This window comes from Streptomyces cyaneus, assembly GCF_004028635.1.
Lineage (GTDB): Bacteria > Actinomycetota > Actinomycetes > Streptomycetales > Streptomycetaceae > Streptomyces > Streptomyces cyaneus.
This window is the reverse complement of sequence record NZ_RQJW01000016.1, coordinates 58,265-73,027: the sequence shown is the minus strand read 5'-3', so window position 1 is coordinate 73,027 and position 14,763 is coordinate 58,265. Positions and strand designations below refer to the sequence as shown.

Annotated in this window: 15 protein-coding genes; 3 read left to right on the top strand and 12 right to left on the bottom strand. The window is 70.8% G+C overall.

Features of this window, described 5'->3' with window-relative positions:
• Positions 1 to 2: 2 nt before the first annotated feature.
• Entirely contained in the window at positions 3 to 350 is a 348-nt protein-coding gene (locus EHO50_RS38380; RefSeq protein ID WP_128436456.1) for a hypothetical protein, read from the bottom strand.
• 109 nt (positions 351 to 459) lie between these two features.
• Positions 460 to 1,425 (bottom strand): GlxA family transcriptional regulator, encoded by a 966-nt coding sequence (locus EHO50_RS38375; RefSeq protein WP_425472352.1) that lies wholly within the window; start codon positions 1,423 to 1,425, stop codon positions 460 to 462.
• Positions 1,426 to 1,581: 156 nt separating this feature from the next.
• Here EHO50_RS38375 and EHO50_RS38370 point away from each other — a divergent pair, with 156 nt between their 5' ends.
• Together EHO50_RS38370 and EHO50_RS38365 are read left to right on the top strand one after the other, a co-directional pair.
• Positions 1,582 to 2,043 (top strand): DUF2269 family protein, encoded by a 462-nt coding sequence (locus tag EHO50_RS38370; RefSeq protein WP_128436449.1) that lies wholly within the window; start codon positions 1,582 to 1,584, stop codon positions 2,041 to 2,043.
• Between the two features lie 113 nt (positions 2,044 to 2,156).
• Positions 2,157 to 2,375, top strand: a complete 219-nt coding sequence (locus EHO50_RS38365) for a hypothetical protein (RefSeq protein ID WP_128436444.1) — start codon at positions 2,157 to 2,159, stop codon at positions 2,373 to 2,375.
• A 6-nt stretch (positions 2,376 to 2,381) separates the two neighbouring features.
• Here the strand turns inward: EHO50_RS38365 and tgmB are convergent, their stop codons facing one another.
• The 4 genes from tgmB to EHO50_RS38345 form a co-directional block, all read right to left on the bottom strand.
• The gene (gene tgmB, locus EHO50_RS38360; RefSeq protein ID WP_128436441.1) at positions 2,382 to 3,356 is read right to left on the bottom strand and encodes an ATP-grasp ribosomal peptide maturase; all 975 of its coding nucleotides are present in this window, start codon (positions 3,354 to 3,356) and stop codon (positions 2,382 to 2,384) included.
• A 16-nt stretch (positions 3,357 to 3,372) separates the two neighbouring features.
• Positions 3,373 to 3,564: a putative ATP-grasp-modified RiPP gene (tgmA, locus tag EHO50_RS38355; protein WP_128436436.1), complete on the bottom strand. Its 192-nt coding sequence runs from the start codon at positions 3,562 to 3,564 to the stop codon at positions 3,373 to 3,375.
• 118 nt (positions 3,565 to 3,682) lie between these two features.
• The gene (locus EHO50_RS38350; RefSeq protein WP_128436432.1) at positions 3,683 to 3,979 is read right to left on the bottom strand and encodes a DUF1232 domain-containing protein; all 297 of its coding nucleotides are present in this window, start codon (positions 3,977 to 3,979) and stop codon (positions 3,683 to 3,685) included.
• Positions 3,980 to 4,188: 209 nt separating this feature from the next.
• Positions 4,189 to 5,346, bottom strand: coding sequence for a methyltransferase domain-containing protein (locus tag EHO50_RS38345; protein ID WP_128436429.1), 1,158 nt, complete (start codon positions 5,344 to 5,346; stop codon positions 4,189 to 4,191).
• Positions 5,347 to 5,513: 167 nt separating this feature from the next.
• On the opposite strand from EHO50_RS38345, the gene EHO50_RS38340 reads away from it, so the two are divergent.
• A complete protein-coding gene (locus tag EHO50_RS38340) occupies positions 5,514 to 6,176 on the top strand; it encodes a maltokinase N-terminal cap-like domain-containing protein (RefSeq protein ID WP_128436422.1) in 663 nt (220 codons plus the stop codon).
• Between the two features lie 37 nt (positions 6,177 to 6,213).
• On the opposite strand, the gene EHO50_RS38335 is transcribed toward EHO50_RS38340, so the two are convergent.
• The 6 genes from EHO50_RS38335 to EHO50_RS38310 all read right to left on the bottom strand — a co-directional run bounded on the left by EHO50_RS38335 (position 6,214) and on the right by EHO50_RS38310 (position 14,620).
• Entirely contained in the window at positions 6,214 to 7,377 is a 1,164-nt protein-coding gene (locus EHO50_RS38335) for a hypothetical protein (RefSeq protein WP_128436417.1), read from the bottom strand.
• 223 nt (positions 7,378 to 7,600) lie between these two features.
• A complete protein-coding gene (locus EHO50_RS38330; protein WP_128436412.1) occupies positions 7,601 to 8,098 on the bottom strand; it encodes a lamin tail domain-containing protein in 498 nt (165 codons plus the stop codon).
• 102 nt (positions 8,099 to 8,200) lie between these two features.
• Positions 8,201 to 9,166 carry a DUF1152 domain-containing protein gene (locus tag EHO50_RS38325; protein ID WP_128436409.1) on the bottom strand — a complete coding sequence of 322 codons (966 nt, stop codon included), beginning with the start codon at positions 9,164 to 9,166 and terminating at the stop codon, positions 8,201 to 8,203.
• Positions 9,167 to 9,262: 96 nt separating this feature from the next.
• Positions 9,263 to 10,627, bottom strand: coding sequence for an FAD-dependent oxidoreductase (locus tag EHO50_RS38320; protein ID WP_128436406.1), 1,365 nt, complete (start codon positions 10,625 to 10,627; stop codon positions 9,263 to 9,265).
• Positions 10,628 to 10,832: 205 nt separating this feature from the next.
• Positions 10,833 to 11,651 carry a chitosanase gene (locus EHO50_RS38315; RefSeq protein WP_128436401.1) on the bottom strand — a complete coding sequence of 273 codons (819 nt, stop codon included), beginning with the start codon at positions 11,649 to 11,651 and terminating at the stop codon, positions 10,833 to 10,835.
• 191 nt (positions 11,652 to 11,842) lie between these two features.
• Positions 11,843 to 14,620, bottom strand: coding sequence for a SpoIIE family protein phosphatase (locus tag EHO50_RS38310; RefSeq protein ID WP_128436396.1), 2,778 nt, complete (start codon positions 14,618 to 14,620; stop codon positions 11,843 to 11,845).
• Positions 14,621 to 14,763 lie beyond the last annotated feature (143 nt).

The following is a 14,763-nucleotide window of genomic DNA, read 5'->3' as shown; positions in this document are numbered from 1 at the left end:
GCTCACGCGGCGCTGCTGCTGCGCGGCATCCCGTGCCGGCAGGTCACGTCGTGCTCACTGCCGAGGCTCGTCCACCAGCGCTCGCAGCACGCCGAGTCGAGCTCCGCACGGACGATCGCGTCGGCGGCGTCGCCGGCGCGCCCGGCCCGCGCGATCAACTCCAGGAGCCACCGCCGCTGTTCGCCGATCACCGTCTCCCGTACGACGGCGATGACCGGCACGAGACTGGCGGCGGCGAACAGACACGCCGTCCACACGGGGCCGTACCGGAAGGCGAGGACCGTGGTCCAGGCGAGCCCCGCGCTCGTGGCGATGTAGAGGGCGCAGAGAAGGCGGCTGGAGTAGTTCATGGGAGTACACCGTCCTTGGGGGAGGATCGATACCCCTTGTCCAACTGCTGACGGCCCGTGTGGACTCGGGTGATTTTTCCCACCGTGACTGATCAGGGCGGGTCACCGGTTATGAGTGGGCGCCGACCACGGCCTTCTTCCCCTGGAACGCGGAGCGGTAGGCGTGCGGCGTCGTGCCGACCACCCGGCGGAACCGCTCGCGGAACGCCGTGGGCGAACCGAACCCCGCCTGCCGGGCGATCCGCTCGATCGGGTGGTCGCTGTTCTCCAGCAGATACTGGGCCCGCCGCACCCGCGCCCGCAGCAGCCACTGCAGCGGAGTGGTGCCGGTCTGCTCACGGAACCGGCGGCTGAAGGTGCGCTCGCTCATCCCTGAACGCTCCGCCATCGCCCCCAGGGTGACCTCCCCGGCCAGATTGTCCTCGATCCACGCCAGCAGGGGTTCGAGCGCCGAACCCCGCGGTACGGGCGGGTGCTCGTGCACGATGAACTGCGCCTGTCCGCCCTCCCGTTCGAGTGGGACGACGGACATGCGTGCGGTGTGGGCCGCCACGGCCGATCCCAGGTCCCGCCGGATCATGTGCAGACACATGTCCAGGCCCGCGGCGGCTCCGGCGGAGGTGAGGATCTGCCCGTTGTCGACGTACAGCACGTCCGGCTCCACGTGGACGTCCGGGAAGCGCTGCGCCAGCTCGTCGGTGGCCATCCAGTGGGTGGTGGCGCGCAGCCCGTCCAGCAGGCCGGCCTCGGCCAGGACGAAGGCGCCCACACACACGGAAGCGATCCGCGTGCCGGCCTGCGCCGCCTGCCGCAGGGCCGTCACCACGTGCGGGGAGGGCGGCCCGGCGTCGTCGCAGCCCGGCACGATGATCGTGTCCGCGTCCACCAGCCCGTCGAGCCCCCGGTCGATCCGCAGGGCGAAGCCTTCCGTGGCCACCTCCGGCGACTCGGCGCACATCCGGACCCGGTAGGGACGGCGGCCGTCCGGCAGCCTTGTCCAGCCGAACATCTGGAAGGGCGTCGCCATGTCGAACGGCACCACGTTGTCGAGAACCAGGATCGCCACGGTGTGCATGAGTGACACCCTAGGCGGATTCCCGCCATAGGTATAAGCCCAGGTGGTGCGGGTGAAGTGTGAGGGAGGAGCACGCAGGGCTGTTGGCGGGAACCCGTTGGAAGCTGTCATTTCAGCCTCTGTCCGATCACCCGCGGGATCCCTAGCGTGGGGCGGGTGACCAAGATCCTCCTCACTCTTCACGTCCTGGCCGCCATCGTCGCCGTCGGCCCCGTCACCGTCGCGGCCAGCATGTTCCCGCCGGCCGCGCGCCGCGTCCCGGCGACGGACGGGGCGGTGGCGGTGGGCACCGTCCGGCTCCTGCACCGCATCTGCCGCGTCTACGCGGCCATCGGGGTGTCGGTCCCCGTCCTCGGCATGGCCACGGCCCTGGCCATGGGCGTCCTGGGCAGCGGATGGCTCATCACGTCCATCGCCCTCACCGCCGCGGCCGCCGGAATCCTGATCGCCTTCGTCCTGCCCCGCCAGGAGGAAGTCCTCGAGCAACTGAGCGCCTCGCGGCTCGCCGAGCACTCGGCCACCGTTCAACTCGCCATGTTCACCGGCATCTTCAACCTCCTGTGGGCAACCGTCACCGTCTTGATGATCGTCCGGCCCGGCTCGACTACGGGTGCCTGACGTCGCTCGTCAAGCGCTCTGGCAGAATTCGCACTTCAGTGTGCGTCGGCGCCTAGACTCGACAGCCGTGCCCAAATGCACACAGGGCTACGACATGAAAGGCGCGTTGACGGGTGTTCCAGGATTCCCCCATTTACGACAGGCTCATCGCGGAGCGCGGCGACATCCCGACCCAGGTGCGCCGGGAGGCCGAACGCGTCAGCAGGGAAGTCGAGTTCGCCATGCAGCCGCTGCTGCAGTCCGGTGGCCTCGCCCCCGCTCCCGGGCGCCCGGCGCCCCCGGCTCCCACCTGGCAGCGCGGCGCCCTGCCGCCCGGCCCGCAGCAGCTCTGAGCACCCTCAGAGAACCTGCGCGCTCGCCCCGTTGACGTGCGACTGCCGCCACGCGGCGGGTCGGGCGAGCCACTCGGCGATGCCGAGGGCGATCGGCTGGCCCGTGTCCACCTCGATGAACCCGAACTGTCCCGACTGGTTGCACTCCAGGAACCACCACGTCCCGTCGGCGTCCTCCGCGAAGTCGAAGGCGCCGTAGGCGAGTTCCGCCTCCCGCATGTACGCGCGGACGGCCTCGGCGACGCGCGGCGCGACCTCGACGGGACACCATGGCGCGTCGGAGGCGTCGAAGCGGACGTCCACCTCGGCCTCGGCGTCGGTCACCCTGCGGGCGGCCAACAGCCGCTCGCCCACCACCGTGAGACGGATGTCGGCCCGCTTGACGACGCGCCGTTGCAGCAGGGTGGGACCGAAGGCGACGGCGGAGAAGTCCGCGTCCGGGGCCACCCTGCTGGTCGGCACCGCCCGGGGCGGGTCCTGCGGATGGGTGCCGGACACCGGCTTGACCACCAGATCCGGATAGCGATCGGCGAATTCGCGGGCGGCCTGCGGGAACGTCGTGATCAATGTGGCCGGCACGGGCAGCCCGCAGCGCTGGGCCACCCGCAGCTGCCACGGCTTGTAACGGGCCCGGCGGGCCGCGTCGGGATGGTTCATCCAGCGGGCGTCACAGCCGCGCAGCATGCCGTACAACGCCTGCCCGGCCTCCTCCGTCAGCCAGGCGGACGGCGTGGCCGCCCGGGCCGCCGCGGTTCCCGGCCTGCGCATCCAGACCGACCGCAGCCCGTCGATGCCCACCAGGCGCCCCGCGGACGACAGATGGCCGCGGAAGGCGCCGTGGACGTACTCGCCCGACAGTGCGACCCCGCCGGTCAGGTCGGCGGGATCGAGACGGACCACCGGGACGCCGGACGCGTTCAGGTGCACGACCACCATGTCCGCCGTCACGTCTTCTTCGCTGGTCAGAATCAAGACCGTCATCGTCGCCGGCCTGTGTTCAGTCGTCGAAGTGGGTCTTCGAGCCCGCCGTGGACGTCGTGGTCCCCAGCTCACGCAACAGGCCATGATCACGGGCGGCTATCCGCCCGTCACGGAGCACGTTCAACTGCAGGCCGGAGTCGTAGACGTACGGAGCGCTGACCTCCAACTCCGCGGCCGGCCGTGCGTAGTTGAGCGCGAACGGTTGCATCGTCTCTCCCTCACAGGTGCTGCTCCGATCGAGCGGGGTCACCCAGCGGCGTCCTCGGGTCCGCCGACGTCCTTTGGGTTCCTCTTACTTAAACGAATCGAACGAGTGATTGGTTTCCTTACTTTCTGTAACCAACGGCGTCCGGCGGTCCCGCATCGGGAGAGCGGCGCAGGGTACGCAGTGCCAGCAAGAGCACGCCGATGTCGTCCAGATACACCGGATCCGGCACCAGATCGGCGGGCAGCACGAAGTACGCGACGGCACCCCAGAACACCCAGCGCGGCCCGGTCGGCAGCCCGGCGCGCCTCATGACGCGCCGGGTTCGCACCAGCCGCACCAGCACACCGACGGCCAGGGCGAGCACCACGGCCGCGAGGGCCACGGCGACGACGATCACTGTGGTGGTCGACTCCACGGACCCTCCTCCTGCCGGCGGTGCGCACGACACACTGCTGGTCGGATTCCCCCTCGCGGCGTGCACATTGCATGACGGCGGTCACCTGGCGGCCCCCGTCACCCGTCAGGACGAAAGACGCGCAACCGGCCCCGACACCTGCCTGCGCAGGAGCCGGAACCGCCCACCACGCGCACCGAAGGCAACCCGCTGGACGCTGTACGCGCCACCTACGAGTCCTGCGCAGGCGCCGTACGCACCGCGCGTGGGCGCGTGCGGACCTTGCCCGCCACCTCCCGCCGGACCCGGGTACGTCCGCGGTCGCGTTGCCGTTCGAGGCGGACCAGCAGCGGACGGCTGCCGAACAGGCTGAGTTGCTGTACGTGCACGGGAGCCAGGCCGAGCGCCAGGGCGTGGCCCAGGCCGCGTGCCTCGGGCAGCAGCACGATCGCGCTCCCCTCGTCGGTGAGGACGCGGGCGAGTTCGCGCCACCATCGCTCCGGGTGCCCGGCGAGGCGTCCTCCTGCGTCGACCTGCGCTCCCCACGGCGGGTTGCACAGGACGCGGTCGATGCTGCGATCGGCGACGGGCAGGGTGCCGGCGTCGCCGTGCTCGACGGCGACCGGGAGCGGACCGGCGTTCTGCCGTGCCGCCCGGCGCGCGGCCGGATCGAGATCGAACCCGAGCAGCGTGGTGCCCGGCACCGTGTGATGGGCCTCGATGAGCAGCGTCCCCGCTCCACAGCACGGGTCCAGCACCCGCTGGCCCGGCCGCAGTTCGGCCGTCTGAGCCATGGCGGCGGCGACCGGCGGGTGCAGCGTTCCCGCGATGGTCGCGTTCTTGTAGGCACGCCGGTGTGCCGGGCGCCGCGCCAGGCGCAGCAGCAGGGTGGCGTGGTCGCCGTCCAGCGTCAGCCGCCACCCGCTGTGGCCGGGCGGCGCAGGATCGCCGTGCCGGCGCGCGTGGTACGGCACACCGGCGCGCTCGGCCAGTACCCGGCCGACGGCGTCCTCGATGTCGTACCGGTTGTACGTCCTGCGCCCCAGGAAGGACGCCGAAACCTCGATCCCGCCGAACCCGTGCGGCCCGCCGAGTGCCCCGCGTTCCCGCGCCAGCCCTGCCAGATCGACCGCGCGCGCCATCTCCGCCAAGGCGGTCAGGTCGCTCTTGTGCGGACCGATGTCGTCCCGGCGCAGGGCGAGCAGGAAGACGTCGTCGGCGGTCCGCAGCCGCACCTTGCTTGCGCCGGCATGGGTACTGGTACTGCTCCTGGTCCGGAAGACCACCTCACGATGGCCGATCCAGTCGACGGTCGCGGAACCCGTCCGCAGAATTTCCGTGCCGAGTGCGGGCTCCAGCCCGCGTACGCACCGCGCCACCATGCGCATGATGCCGTTTTCTCCCACGTCGCAGCCCGGGACGGTGGATGACCGTCCCGCATCATCGGCGCCGGGTCGAGCCGCGCAGTGCCGACGGAGCGGCTAGCGGAGGGGGAAGAAGTACGTCATGATCGAACAGAGTATCAGCGCGTCAACTTCCGTGAGAGCCTGCGGACATGGCGATCATTCACCACACCACCCTCAAGCCGACCAAGCTGGAACTGCTCACCACCTGGCTGCCCACCCGTCCGTGGTACGGCGGCGCCGAAGAACCCAGGCTGGCCAAGGCCGGCGGCTTCCGGCTCGACGACCCGCGGGGCGAGGTCGGGATCGAGCTCATGGTGGCCACCGACGACGCCGGCGCCGAGCCGGTCAGTTACCTGGTGCCGCTGACCTATCGCGGCGCCCCGCTCGACGGTGCGGAGCACGCCCTCGTCGGGACCATGGAGCACGGGGTGCTGGGGCACCGCTGGGCCTACGACGGCTGCCACGACCCGGTACTGGTCGCCCAGTTGTGGGCCCTGATCGAGGGGCGCGTCCAGGCTCAGGCACAGAGCATCACCGACACCGTCGACGAGGAGGTCACCCGCTCCTACACCGGCGCGGGCCTCACGTCGACGCAGGTCACGGCTCCCGCCATCGACGACCCGGACGGCACCCGGCTGGCCGCACCGGATGGCACGACCCTCCGTCTGCACCGGGTCCTGCGGCCCGCCCCGGACGGCGCGTCGCTCCTTCCCGAAGGAGCCACCGGTCATGTCGGCGGTGCCTGGCAGCTGCCGGACGGCACCCGCGCCCAGGGGCTGTTCGCCGCCCTGCACACCGGCGCCCGGGACTAGTTCCGTCTCTTCTCCCGTCTCTTGGACGAGACACGCTCTAGCGGTCCGACGTCTCCGCCTGCTCCTCGACGGCCTTGCCCTCCTGCTCACGGTCCGCGCCGGGACCGGGCCTGCGAGCCCAGGCGGGGACCTTGAGGCGCTCGAAGGTCCGGGTCAGCTGCTGAAGCGGGGACGTCGCCGCGGCGGCGTCCGGCTGGGGCCGTGTCTCGGGCTCGGCCCCGGCGGACTCCCGGTAGGCCGCCAGCGCGGCATGCGCCTGCTCGGCGGCCTCCCGATACAGGTCGCGGGACTTCGTCATCGCCTCGAGCGCCTCGGCGTACATCGCCACGAGCTTGCGCTCACGGGCGAGTTCCTCCTCGAGCGTCAGCAGCCGCCACTCCTCGCGCAGGGCGGTGACGGCCTCCTCGCCGCCGTCCGGCAACGGGCGCGGCAGCGCGGCGAAGCGCGTCACGGTATGGATGAGTTCGGCCGGCTGCGAGCCGTCGAGAAAGACGCTGCGTACGGCGAAGTCGTCGGCGTCGTAGCCGGACGAGGCCGTGGTGCCGGGCAGCACCACGGCACCACCACGTGGCACCTGTACGCCGAAGTCCCGCAGGGCCCAGTTCACGACGCGCAGCTGATGGGGCGCGGCGCGATGCTCGACCACCCGGTGCCGCAGGCTCGGCGGCAGCATCCCGGCAAGCGGCACGCGGCCGCGCTCGTCCGTGGTCATGGCCTCGTGGACGACGACATGGATGGTCCAGCCGTCGCGCGCGGAGTCCCGCAGTATGCGCCGAACGGCCTTGTCGTCCGAGGGGAGGGGGTTGATGTCCCTCAGGCGCAGGCCCGTGAGCGCATCGTGGTCCCAGGTGGCGTCCGGCTCCTGCGGCCAGAACATGGCGGCCGGGGACGGCCACCGCGGGTCCCACGGAGCCTGCGCCTCCGCGACCAGCACCCACTGCTGCCCCTCGGCCGAGTCGCGTTCGAGGGTCAGTCGGGCCCGTACGGTCACCGCGTCGGCGACCCGCCATCGAGCCTCGAAGATCCACTCCTGGGCGCCCTCGGCCTCGGGCACTTCCAGAAAGTCGTCTATGACCTGGCTGTCCTTGAGCTGCCGCAGACTGAGCCGGAGTACGTCTTCCGCGGCGGGGCCGATGTGACGGCCACGGGCCGACCACACCGAGGGCGGGATCGTGGGGCGGGCGCTGGAGGAGCTGGGCATGAGTCCATCTGTGGGCGGGGGTAGATGCTCGTACCAGTATCGTCGCCGCAGATGGACGCCGGTCGGGCGGGGGGTCCGCACACGGGGTGTGCACCATCCGCACAGCCCGACCGTCGCTCACTCGTGGCCCGCACCACGTCCGGTCATGACAATGACTCGGTGAGCAGGGCCCGCCCACCATCCGCATTGGGGCGGGTCCTGCTCACTCGCGGACTGCGAACGGTCAGCCGTGGTAGTTGATGTAGCCGTTTCCGTCCGGGTCGCTGCCGCTCTTGGTGTACGAGTGCAAGTCGGCGCCGGCGCCCGAGGGCTTGTACAGCTTGATGGTGTCCTTGTCGTTGTTCCACATGAAGTTGCAGTTGTCGCGGTACACCACGTTCCTGCTGTCGGAGTCGGAGCCGTTGCCGCCCCGGAGCTTCACGTAGTCACCGGGCTGCAGATAGTGGTTCGCGGTGAAGACGAACTTGTTGGTGCTGCTGGCGTCCCTGACGACATAGCCCTTGAGGTTCACCGTCGTGCTCGACGAGTAGTTCTTGATCGTCAGGTATTCCTCGTCGGTGTTTCCGGTGGAGCAGCTGTTGGAGTCGCGGCCGGGCGCGTCGTACTGGATGCCCTTGATCTTCAGCGCGGACGAGTACTCGGTGGCCTGGGCCGGTACGGCGGACAGCGCGGTGAGTGCGCCGGCCACGACGGCGGTTGTGGCGACAATGCGTATACGCATGGAGAAACATCCCCCCTGTATGGAGCTTCTGTGAAGATCAGGAGTGTATGCAGTGCACGTGAGTGCTGTGGCGACTTCACCGAAATGTGAGACGAAGGCGCATCAGTGCGGGTAGGCCCGCGGCGGTCGCTGACGCGGGAGCTCGTCGCGGAACTCCGCGATGGCCGAGCTGATCTGGCGCATGAGCGCGGTGTTCTCCAGCCGGTCGAGATAGAGGTTGCGCCGGGCCAGGGCGGGCGCGTCGACGCAGAAGTACAGGGCCATGAGCGGATTGACGAACAGCTCGCTGTTCCGGGTCCGCGCGGTGAACCGTACGTCGCCGAAGTCGCCGCGTACGGCGGCCGCGACGGAGCCCTGGACGATGCTCGGGTGGTCCGGCGTGCACTGCTGGGCATGCTCCACCGCGTCGAGGTAGAGGCTTGCCTCGCGGCTGTCGCGCGGCAGCGAGAACGTGCCGAGGTAGCCGCCCTCGCGGTCCAGCGCGGCGAGATTCTCCAGCACCAGGGAGTAGCTGACCCCGTGATAGGCATCCACCCCGAATCCGAGGCACGCCACCAGCCGCTCGGGAACCTCGTCGAGCCCGGCCACGGCGGCCAGGCTGGCCATGTCCTCCTCCGGCGTGCCCAGCCCGTTCTCGTCGCCGCGCATCAGGATGTCGGTCCCGCCGTCCACCAGCACGATCGCGTCCACGCCGCCCAGATGCTCGACAAGCGCGCGGTAGGCGGCCCGGAGCGGCTGGACGCCCGTGAGGGGAAACGCGTACACCATGTTGGGCAGGCCCTGCCGGGCGAGCCATGTGGCGAGAGTCCGCTCGGGGAAGTAGTCGCCGCGGGCCGTGGTGTCCGGGCGTATCGCCGCGACGTGGTGGTCCACCCACACATCGAGGTCCAGCCCGTACAGATCCGAGAAGGACAGATTGGCCAGCTGCACCTCCTTGCCGGCCGCCCGCAGCGCGAGGGCCAGCGGCACACCGGCGTACACGTCGAAACCGCCGCCGGCGCCGGCGACGAGCACCCGCCGCGCATCGCGCAGCCGGGTGAAGAAGGGGGGCTCGAGAAGTGAGAACACCGAGGGACGCTAACAGGCGCCGATCACCCCGAGGGTGCGAAAACCGAGAGGGCCCGGCGAATCAACCCCGGGCCCTCTGGCGTTGCTGTCGCTGACTTACGCGCCGCTCTCCCGGAGCATGTCCTCGCGCTCGACGATCTTCACGCGCTCACGGCCCTGCGGCTCGCCCAGCGCCTTCTCGGCGGCGTCGAGCTTGTACCAGCCGTCCCAGGTGGTGAAGCGGATCTCGCGCTCGGCGAGGAACGCCTCCACCGCCTCCGGCTCGGGCGAACCCGGCGTCTGCAGACGGCCGTTCGCGAAGTCGTCCAGCAGGTTCGACACCGTCTCGTTGGCGTCGCCCTTGGTGTGGCCGATGAGGCCCACCGGACCGCGCCGGATCCAGCCGGTGACGTACGTCGACTGCAGGTGCTCGCCGGACTCCTGTATGACCCGGCCGCCCTCGTCCGGGACGGTGCCCGAGTCGATGTCCCAGGGCAGCTTGGGGAGTTTGTCGGACAGGTAGCCGACGGCGCGGTAGATCGCGGTGACGTCCCAGTCCTTGAACTCGCCGGTGCCCTTGACGTTCCCGGTGCCGTCGAGCGCGGTGCGCTCGGTGCGCAGGCCGACGACCTTGCCGTCCTCGCCGAGGATCTCCGAGGGCGACTCGAAGAAGTGCAGGAACAGCTTGTGCGGGCGGTTGCCGACGTCGCGGATCGCCCAGTTCTCCAGCGTCTTGGCGACCATGTCGGCCTGCTTGTTGCCGCGCCGGGTCTCGATCGAGCCCTCGTCGTAGTCGATGTCCTCGGGGTCGACGATGACCTCGATGTTGGGGGAGTGGTCCAGCTCGCGCAGCTCCATCGGGGAGAACTTCGCCTGCGCCGGGCCACGGCGGCCGAAGACGTGGACCTCCAGCGCCTTGTTGGCCTTGAGGCCCTCGTGGACGTTCGGCGGGATCTCCGTCGGCAGCAGCTCGTCCGCCGTCTTGGCGAGGATGCGGGCCACGTCGAGGGCGACGTTGCCGACACCGAGGACGGCGACCTTCTCCGCCTCCAGCGGCCACGTGCGCGGCACGTCCGGGTGGCCGTCGTACCAGGAGACGAAGTCCGCGGCGCCGTACGACCCGTCGAGGTCGATGCCGGGTATGCGCAGCTCGCGGTCGGCCGTCGCGCCCGTCGAGAAGATCACGGCGTCGTAGAACGCGCGCAGGTCGTCCAGGCTGATGTCGTTCGGGTAGTCGACATTGCCGAAGAGGCGGATCTGCGGCTTGTCGAGCACCTGGTGGAGGGCGGTGATGATGCCCTTGATGCGGGGGTGGTCGGGGGCGACACCGTAACGGATCAGACCGAACGGCGCCGGCATGCGCTCGAAGAGGTCGATGGACACGCCGGGCTCGGCGGCCACGTCGGACTTGAGCAGGGCGTCGGCGGCGTAGATCCCGGCGGGGCCGGCTCCGACGATGGCTACCCGCAGGGGGCGGGGCATGATCAGGGTCCCTTCGAGCGGCGACAAACGATCTCGTCGGGAAGCCTAAACTAAGGCAAGCCTAAGTCGGTACGCGGGTCCGCTCTATGAGCTCATAAAGCAACCTTATGACCCGTGCGGGCCGCGCCGGTCACTCTCTCATGCCGGGCGAGAGGTGCGTTCGGCGAGGTCCGGCGCCCCGTTCGTCCGGGGCGCCGGGTGCCGCTCAGCCGATGTGGTAACTGTCCCCGTACACCTTCCAGTCGAGCGGCGGATCGAGGTCGAGGTTGCCCTTGCGCAGGAAGACCCGCTGGGCGGTGTCGACCCGGCTGGTGTCGCTGTGGGCCTCTTCCTGCTTCATGGCCCACACCCGCGCGTCCAGGAAGGCGTGCAGGTAGGTGACTTCGTCGCCGCCCTGCGCCGGCGGCCGGGCCCGGTTCAGGGCGCGCCTGCGGATGTTGCGGAAGCTGGTCGGGTCGGTGCCGTCGCCGTGCATGACGATGGCGTCGTAGTACGCGAACTGCCCGAGCACCCGTAGGCCGTCGGTCTTGCCCTGCCGTACGGCCGGGTTGAAGTACACCCGGTCACGCTCGTCGTTCTGCGCCTGCCGGAACGCCTGGTCCTGCGCGGCCCGGGCCCAGTCGCGGGGGAAGTTCGGGTCGAGCCCGTCGTGCGAGTCGGTGCCGTTCACCCGGCGCAGCGCCGGCAGGTACGGGGCGAGGACGTTGCCGGGGCGGCGGTCGGCGTACAGCTCGACGAGGTCGAGCATGTCGCCGGTGCCGGAGCAGAAGCCGATGATGCCGGCGGTGTAGCCGCGGCCGTCGCCGATGTCCTCGATGTACTTGTACTGCGCCTTCCAGTCGAGCGAGGAGTTCTCCGCGCTCGACACCAACTGCATGGCGATCTCCTTCTTCGCCGGGTCGTCGAGTCCCACCGCGGCTCGGGCCGCGGCGGCACGGGGGGAGTTGAGGAGCGGGGTCGACGCCAGAGACGCGCCGATCAGGGCGAGCAGGGTGCGGCGCGACGTGTGCGTGGGGTGCTTCACGGCGGCTCCAAGTGGAGGTGGGGGGTGGGGAGTTGGTCGCACGTGACACTGATAGGAAGGTTTCCTATCAGAGGTTGGCCGCGAGGCGCACCGGTCGCGTCAAAGGTTCGTACCAATGCACAAAGGGGCGGGTACGAAGAGGCGGGTACGAAGCGGCGCGCACAAACAGGCGTGCACGGGGCAGCCGCCGACTACGGCAGCGGCTGCTCCGACCAGATCACCTTGCCCGTGGGCAGATACCGCGTACCCCAGCGCTCGGCAAGCTGCGCCACGAGGAACAGGCCGCGCCCGCCCTCGTCCGTCATGGCCGCGTAGCGCAGATGCGGCGAGGTGCTGCTGGCGTCGTAGACCTCGCAGATCAGACTGCGGTCGCGGAGCATGCGCACGCGGATGGGGTCACCGCCGTACCGGATCGCGTTGGTGACCAGCTCGCTGAGGATCAGCTCCGTGGTGAACGACAGTTCATCGAGCCCCCACTGCTGAAGCGTCCGCGTCACGTCGGAGCGCACCTGGGCGACGGCCGCCGGGTCGGACGGGACCTGCCACTCGGCGACCAGGTCGGTGCCGAGGGCCCGCGTCCGCGCCACGATCAGCGCGATGTCGTCGCTCGGCCGCTCGGGCAGCCGGCCGTCCAGTACGGCTCGGCAGGTCTCCTCCGGCGACCGGCCGGCCCGGGCCAGCGCGGCCCGCAGCAACTCCAGGCCCTCGTCGATGTCCCGGTCCCGGTCCTCCACGAGCCCGTCGGTGTAGAGCACGAGCCGGCTGTCCTGCGCCAGCTCCAGCTCCGCCGTCTCGAACGGCAGCCCGCCCAGGCCCAGCGGGGGACCGGCGGGCACCTCGGGGAACTCCACTGTGCCGTCCGGCCGGATCAGGGCCGGCGGCGGATGCCCGGCGCGGGCGATGGTGCACCGCCGGGAGACCGGGTCGTAGATCGCGTAGAGACAGGTCGCGCCGGCCACCGGAGCGCTGTCGCCCTCCTCCGTCTCGTCCTGGTCGATCCGGGCGACCAGCTCGTCGAGGAGCGCGAGCAGCTCGTCGGGCGGCAGGTCCAGGGCGGAGAAGTTGTGCACGGCCGTACGCAGCCGGCCCATCGTGGCCGCCGCGTGCAGCCCGTGGCCGACGACGTCCCCCACCACCAGCGCCACCCGGGCGCCGGACAGGGGCAGCACGTCGAACCAGTCGCCGCCCACCCCGGCCTGCGCCGGCAGATACCGGTAGGCGATGTCCAGCGCGTTCTGCTCGGGCAGGCGGCGAGGCAGCAGGCTGCGCTGCAAGGTCACCGCCATGCTGTGCTCTCGCGTGTACCGGCGGGCGTTGTCGATGGACACCGCCGCCCGCGCGACCAGCTCCTCGGCGAGCGCGACCTCGTCGGAGTCGAATGGCTCGCCCTTCTGCGACCGCCAGAAACTGACCACGCCCAGCACCAGGGACCCCGCCCTGAGCGGCACCGCGATCAGTGAGTGGATGCCGAAGTCCACGACCTGCGTCGACCGCTCCACATCCTGGGCGCGCCAGCCCGGCGCCTCCCCAAGGCTCGGCTCGACGACGGCCTGCCCGCCGCCCAGCGCCCGGGCCTGCGGCGAGGAGTCGACGAACCGGATCTGCTCGCCCACCGGGTACAGCGGCGCGTCCTTGCGTATCCCGCTGGACGCCGTGCGCAGCAGCCGGGTCACCGGCCCCGGCTGCCCGCCGCCCAGCACGGCGTCGAACAGGTCCACGGTGGCGTAATCCGCGAACCGGGGCACCGCGAGCTCCGCCAGTTCCTCGGCGGTACGGGTGACGTCCAGGCTGGTGCCGATGCCGACACCGGCGTCGTACAGCATGTTCAGGCGTTCGCGGGCCTCCTCGGCCCGGCCGGACAGGGCCCGTAGCTCCGTCGAGTCGCGGAGCGTGGCGACGCTGCCGGAGGGCCGGCCCCTGAGGTGGGTGGGGCGCTGGTTGACGGCGAGCAGCCGGTCCTTGACCAGGTGCACCTCGTCCGTGGCCATCCGGCCGGAGTCCAGCAGTTCGGCGGTGTCGGGGGCGAGGCCGAGGTCGAGGACGCGGCGTCCCTCGGCGTCCTCGGGGAGGTCGAGCAGACGGTGCGCCTCGTCGTTGGCGAGCAGCAGCCGCCCCTCGTCGCCGACGATGATCACGCCCTCCCGGACGGCGTGCAGGACGGCGTCGTGGTGCTCGTACATCCGGGTCATCTCGTCCGGCCCGAGGCCGTGCGTCTGCCGCAGCAGCCGCTTGCTGACCAGTGCCGTGCCCGCCGTGGACAGGGCGAGTGCCACCGCCGCGGCCGTCAGGACGAGCGGCAGTTGCCGGTCCGCGGTGCCGCCCACGGTCTTCGTGGTGATCCCGGCCGACACCAGGCCCACGACCTTCCCGTCGGGGTCCTTGACGGGAACCACCGCCTGCACGAGCGGACCGATGGTCCCCGTGATCTGCTCGACCACGACCTTCCCGGCCAGCGCCGGTTCCAGGGTCCCGACGAACTTCTTCCCGATGCGGTCCGGCCTGGGGTGGCTGTAGCGGATGCCGTCGGTGTTCATGACGACGATGAAGTCCACGCCGGTCGCCTCGCGCGCCGCCTCGGCGCGCGGCTGCAGGATGGCGCTGGGATCCGGGCTGTCCAGCGCCTCCCGGGTGCCGGGCGCGTTCGCGAACGCCTCGGCGACCGCCACCGAACGGTTGCGTGCCTCCTGCGTGGTGTCGTACCGCGTCTGCAGCACCAGCGCGACCACCGCGGCGACGACCAGCAGCAGCACGATCACCACTTGCAGCAGGAACACCTGCCCGGCGACGCTGCGCCCGCCCAGCGCCGACCGCACCCCGGCCAGCGGGCCCTTGCGCTGCCCGTCGGCGAGCGGATCGCGCGGGATTCCCCGTTCGGGCACCGCAAAGACGCGGTCGGACGCACCCCGGGTGCGCAGACCGCTCGGACGACGGGCCGACCGGGCCCCGGATCGACCCGATAGTCGGACCATGTGCCCATGTCTACACTGCCGCGCCCCAGGAGGCGAGAGACGTCACGGAACGTGACAGGACCCGCTGTCTCCCTCACACGACGATCACAGAAGTGAGGGGGCGAATCCGGGCAACTCCCGTCCCCACGCCAGGGTTACGCCGC